Consider the following 4,483-nt stretch of genomic DNA (forward strand, 5'->3'; position numbering starts at 1 on the left):
GGAACAGCATGTACTGGAAACTCTTGCCCAGGATGGCAAAGATTAGACAACAACCCGAAAACTATAGCTATTGTTGCTGCCGAACCTTAAATATGATAGCTACATAACGTTAGCCTCAGAATGAATTCTGAGGCAGTTCTTGAAACTGGTGCAAGATATTAGAATAGGTATTCTGGTAATTATTGAAACTATTCTCAATTACTAATAGAAGTATTCTTAATCACTTTCATATTCTCTCCCTACAGCTTGTCTTATTGTTTTTCGGCAGTGTAAGTATAAAATTGATCAAAAGCTCCCACAGTTTCAAATTTGTAAGAAGGTATCCAAGAGTTGATTTTTAAATCTGTACGGTAAATGCTAAAAATAATATAATTTTGTCTTTCTGTAGTCCTGGAAAGAATTTGTTGGATTTGCGGGTTAGCCGAGTCAACCAACTTATCACAATTAAAACGGATTAAATTTTCTATAAGATTGGTGGTTTTTTTGCACACATCGGTTTTTAAGTATTCTGTCAGCCGTTGTACTGCAAATTCTTCTTGTACTGAATACTCCAGGTTCAGGTCTTGCTGGCGTGACAACCAGCACAAGAGTCATTGCTGTCAATATTCCCAACACCCAAGGCGTGCGAACAGCGAATTGGAGAAACTATCGGGTTAGCGTTGACTCATTAGAATCCCTAACTGGATACAATTTTCTCTCACAAGTCTCAACATCTATTCAGTCTGTAATAGAAGCGCGAGTTGATAATTTATAAGTCAATACAGTTCAGTCAAGCCCCAAATCCAATGCAAGAGACGTTGCAATTGCTAGTCTCTACATACCTAAAATCAATACCAGCACAGATGGCTAGGCTTTCAATACTGCGTAGGTTTTGAAAATTTGTAGGTTCGGTTAAATCAGTGAACAGTCAACAGTTATCAGTTATCACGGTAACTCTTGGGGATTTAACCCCGACACCAAACACACCACTTGCTTAGTTGTGGGGGACTCTGACTCCCAATTGACAGTTCGTTTATTAACTGATAACTGATAACTGATAACTGTTGAACCTAAGTGTTACCCAACAAACCCCTAAAAATGTTGGGTCTACGTTCCTCAACCCAACCTACATTGGAGTTATTTTTTAGGCAAAACCTACGCAGTATTGGCTAGGCTTTTATTTAGATAAATTTCCAAACTGCTTATTAGGTTTCAACCAGTTTTGTTACTACTCCAGCTAAGTCACCATCTTTAGTTTGTCCTATGATATAAGCGTCAATATTTATTTGTCCAACACGATAAACGCTGATGTCACTAAGATTATCTTTAAGTGTCTGGACAAGTGTTTGAAATCTTTTAACATCTTTTTTCTGTAATTCATTGTGCCACTCTTGCTCAAATGCACAATTACGAAAGAGATAGTCTAAGTCTACTACTTCTACTGGCAGGTTTTGAGAACCAGTTAGCTGTAATATTTTCTCCTGTGTTGCAGGTGCAGCACCTTTCCACTGAACAACCTCGAAAGGGTAATCCGACTCGCTCATCATTAACAAGCCACTACTAGCTTCCTTTAGTTTTTCGACAATCTCGCCGCTCATAGTTATCAGTTTCTAGCAACGCTCATACTGTATCATTCAACTAGCAGCAAGCTGGGAATGGGACAACTTGACCATTGGGTAGGAGATTTAGCGCGGATAAAGCAAGAATTACATTAAGTTTGGGTGATTTGCTTTTTTACCCATTGACGAAATGCTCTAAGTGTTGGACTTCTACCTAAAGTTCGGCTCTGTTCGACAAACCGGGGAATTACTTCAACAATGGGCAAGTTAGGAAAAGTAGAACTAATTTCAGACTCAATGTATTTGCCATCCTGAAGAATATTAATTTGTAGCTTACCATCTTCATATCGCCACAGTTCAGGAACTCCTAGTGCTTCGTAAGCATCAAGTTGAGTTTTGGAAGTAACATCAACTTCAATTACTAAATCAGGTGGCGGATCAACCGTCAAGTCTATTCGCTCTTTACCAATCATTTGAGCATGATTTTGAATATAGAAAGAATCATCAGGCTCTACACCGAAAGCCATATCTTCACGTTTAAAGGTTGTTGAGCCAAATGTTTCGCAGTCAATTTCTAACTCCTCCAGCAGAATTTTTACCAAATCCCCGATTATGACTTTGGCTTTCTCATGCTTTGGTAACGGCATTCTCATCTCTAAAGTTTCGTGGCTGTAAGCCAATCGAGAGGCTCGATGGTCGCCAAGTTCTTCTAAAATCGCCTCAAATTCTTGCCAGCTAACATCGTGGAGTATTACTCTATGTCCCGGCGGAACACTTAATTGTCGTAATTGAAGTGTTACCATTATTCTTTACCTAATCGTACTTGTATTTTACCTTCATCACATATTTAGTATTACCTTATTTATTTATTATTGCCTGGTGGGACAATTATCAAAAGCCTAGAAATAGAATTCAGTACTGCAATACTGCCAATCAATATCATAATTGTGCGTATTGCTAAACGTGACCTTTCACCAGATATCCTATTTGTATTGAGATAAACGAGAATTGCAATTAGGCTAGTTAAAAGAGAGACTATAAAGCCCATGAGTTTTTCTGTGTAGTTAAGAGGAATATACTTAATTACATAATTCCCAAATGCTTTCATGAAACTAATACCATTTCACACAAGTTAGCGGTTTACGAATCCTTTTACAGATTAAATCAAGATTCACGACTTCTCTAACAAGTCGGCAATCTTAGTACAGCTTTGCGTAAAATCGTAGCGTTTTTAATGCAAGGGCACGCATTGGCATTGTCAGCCAATGCATTGGCATTGTCAGCCAATGCATTGGCATTGCTAGCCGATGCATTGGCATTGTCAGCCGATGCATTGGCATTGTCAGTCGATGCATTGGCATTGCCAGTCGATGCATTGGCATTGTCAGCCGATGCATTGGCATTGCCAAATTTAATTCGTTACGAATTAATGAAATGCTGTACTTAGTTATTAGCCCGAAACTTAAAGTTCCGGGCTAGTATTGATTTTAGATTAATCCAAAATCCAAAATTCAAAATTACTTGCCGTTGCCGTTAGCAGCATTACCATTGCTGTGAATAACGCGTTCGGCGAGTTTTTCTGGCACTTCTTGGAGATGGTCATATTCCCAGTGGAAAGAACCAACGCCCAAGGTGAGCGATCGCAGCTCTACAATAAAGTTTTGCATCTCTGCTTGTGGCAAGTATGCAGAGACATTATCCCAGCCTTGCCAATCGTTTCTGCCCTCATAGCCTAAAATTTGCCCCCGTCTACCACTCAACAGTTGCAGCACTTTCGAGGTAAATTCGCTAGGTGTAGTAACATCCACCCGCAGAATTGGTTCTAACAGGGTAGGTTCCGCTTGGGGTATCCCCGTTTGCATTGCCAATCGGGCAGCTTGCTTAAAGGCTTGTTCGGAACTATCAACGTTATGATACGAACCATTAGTCAGAGTTACCGCCAAATCCACTATTGGGAAGCCCAAAGGCCCATGTGTCAGAAATTCCCGCACGCCCATTTCCACCCCAGGAATGTACTGTTTGGGAACTACGCCGCCAACAATAGTTTCATTAAAGTTGAAACCTGTACCGCGTGGTAAAGGCTTGATGTCGAGAAACACATCACCAAACTGTCCGTGACCACCGCTTTGGTGCTTGTAGCGTCCATGAACTGAAGCCACCGTTTTGCGGATGGTTTCTTTGTAAGGCACTTGCGGTAAGTGGGTTGTCATTGGCAAGTTATATTTGCGGCGCAGTCTGTCTAGGGCGACTTGCAAATGAATCTCGCCTTGACCCCACAAGATAACTTCATGGGTATCGCCGTGTTGTTCCCAAGCAAGTGAACAGTCTTCTTCTAATAACTTGGTGATGGCACCGCTAAGTTTAACTTCATCGTTGCGCTTTTCTGGTGTAATAGCGAGGGCATACACTGGTTCCAACTCTACAGCTTTGGGTAATTTTATTGCCGACTGCTGTTCTGTGGAGATTGTATCGCCTGTCTTGATTCCTTCTAAACGGCTCAATGCAACAATTTCACCAGCACTAACTTGGTTAACTGACTGCTGTTGTTGTCCCATGAGGCGGTAAATTCCACCAGTGCGAATGCCATTGAGGACAATGCCATCAGTTAATTTGCCCCGCCAAACACGCACGAGGGAAAGTTTGCCACCTTGGGGAGTGTAGTAAGTTTTTAATACCTGCGCTAAAGGTGTATCACCTTTTATGTTTTTTAAACGACGTTCTGCTGATCCCATCCCCTTCCCCGAAAGTTTAAAAGAAGAAGAACATACAGCACGGGCAGAAATGCTCGAAGCCCTAGCAAATTTTGACGACCATTTACTCGAAGAACTTTTAGAAGACATCGAACCACCCCAAGAGGAAATCCTCAAAGATTTAAAAATGGAATTAGGGGCAGATTTGGTAGTGCCCGTTTTCTTTGGTGTGGCAGAACAAGATTATGGTGTTAG

5 protein-coding genes and 3 pseudogenes are annotated in these 4,483 nt (G+C 41.0%); 3 read left to right on the top strand and 5 right to left on the bottom strand.

From position 1 onward, the window contains the following. Nucleotides 1-251: 251 nt before the first annotated feature. The gene (locus tag LC574_RS28020) at nt 252-587 is read right to left on the bottom strand and encodes a DUF4359 domain-containing protein (RefSeq protein WP_229456936.1); all 336 of its coding nucleotides are present in this window, start codon (nt 585-587) and stop codon (nt 252-254) included. 35 nt (nt 588-622) lie between these two features. Here LC574_RS28020 and LC574_RS39285 point away from each other — a divergent pair, with 35 nt between their 5' ends. Continuing rightward, on the top strand, nt 623-754 hold the full coding sequence (locus LC574_RS39285; protein ID WP_229456940.1) for a hypothetical protein: 132 nt from the start codon (nt 623-625) through the stop codon (nt 752-754). A gap of 430 nt (nt 755-1,184) precedes the next feature. Here LC574_RS39285 and LC574_RS28030 read toward each other — a convergent pair whose 3' ends face one another. The 3 genes and pseudogenes from LC574_RS28030 to LC574_RS28040 form a co-directional block, all read right to left on the bottom strand. Further along, nucleotides 1,185-1,577 carry a nuclease A inhibitor family protein gene (locus LC574_RS28030; protein WP_229456937.1) on the bottom strand — a complete coding sequence of 131 codons (393 nt, stop codon included), beginning with the start codon at nt 1,575-1,577 and terminating at the stop codon, nt 1,185-1,187. 113 nt (nt 1,578-1,690) lie between these two features. After that, nucleotides 1,691-2,341: a Uma2 family endonuclease gene (locus LC574_RS28035; protein WP_229456938.1), complete on the bottom strand. Its 651-nt coding sequence runs from the start codon at nt 2,339-2,341 to the stop codon at nt 1,691-1,693. Between the two features lie 68 nt (nt 2,342-2,409). Next, nucleotides 2,410-2,586: pseudogene (locus LC574_RS28040) on the bottom strand (prohibitin family protein); the annotation flags it as partial. 186 nt (nt 2,587-2,772) lie between these two features. Here LC574_RS28040 and LC574_RS28045 point away from each other — a divergent pair. After that, nucleotides 2,773-2,985: a hypothetical protein gene (locus LC574_RS28045; protein ID WP_229456939.1), complete on the top strand. Its 213-nt coding sequence runs from the start codon at nt 2,773-2,775 to the stop codon at nt 2,983-2,985. 70 nt (nt 2,986-3,055) lie between these two features. Here the strand turns inward: LC574_RS28045 and LC574_RS28050 are convergent. Beyond that, nucleotides 3,056-4,258 (bottom strand): annotated as a pseudogene (locus LC574_RS28050) (elongation factor G); the annotation flags it as partial. Here LC574_RS28050 and LC574_RS28055 point away from each other — a divergent pair. Next, nucleotides 4,239-4,483: pseudogene (locus tag LC574_RS28055) on the top strand (elongation factor G); the annotation flags it as partial. The pseudogenes LC574_RS28050 and LC574_RS28055 overlap by 20 nt on opposite strands.

This window comes from Nostoc sp. CHAB 5715 (assembly GCF_020829685.1).
Lineage (GTDB): Bacteria > Cyanobacteriota > Cyanobacteriia > Cyanobacteriales > Nostocaceae > Nostoc.

Bases quoted from the DNA above. Each gene is read 5' to 3' on its own strand.
- LC574_RS28030 (WP_229456937.1), bottom strand. From the start codon at position 1,577: ATGAGCGGCGAGATTGTCGAAAAACTAAAGGAAGCTAGTAGTGGCTTG.
- LC574_RS28035 (WP_229456938.1), bottom strand. From the start codon at position 2,341: ATGGTAACACTTCAATTACGACAATTAAGTGTTCCGCCGGGACATAGA.
- LC574_RS28045 (WP_229456939.1), top strand. From the start codon at position 2,773: ATGCAAGGGCACGCATTGGCATTGTCAGCCAATGCATTGGCATTGTCA.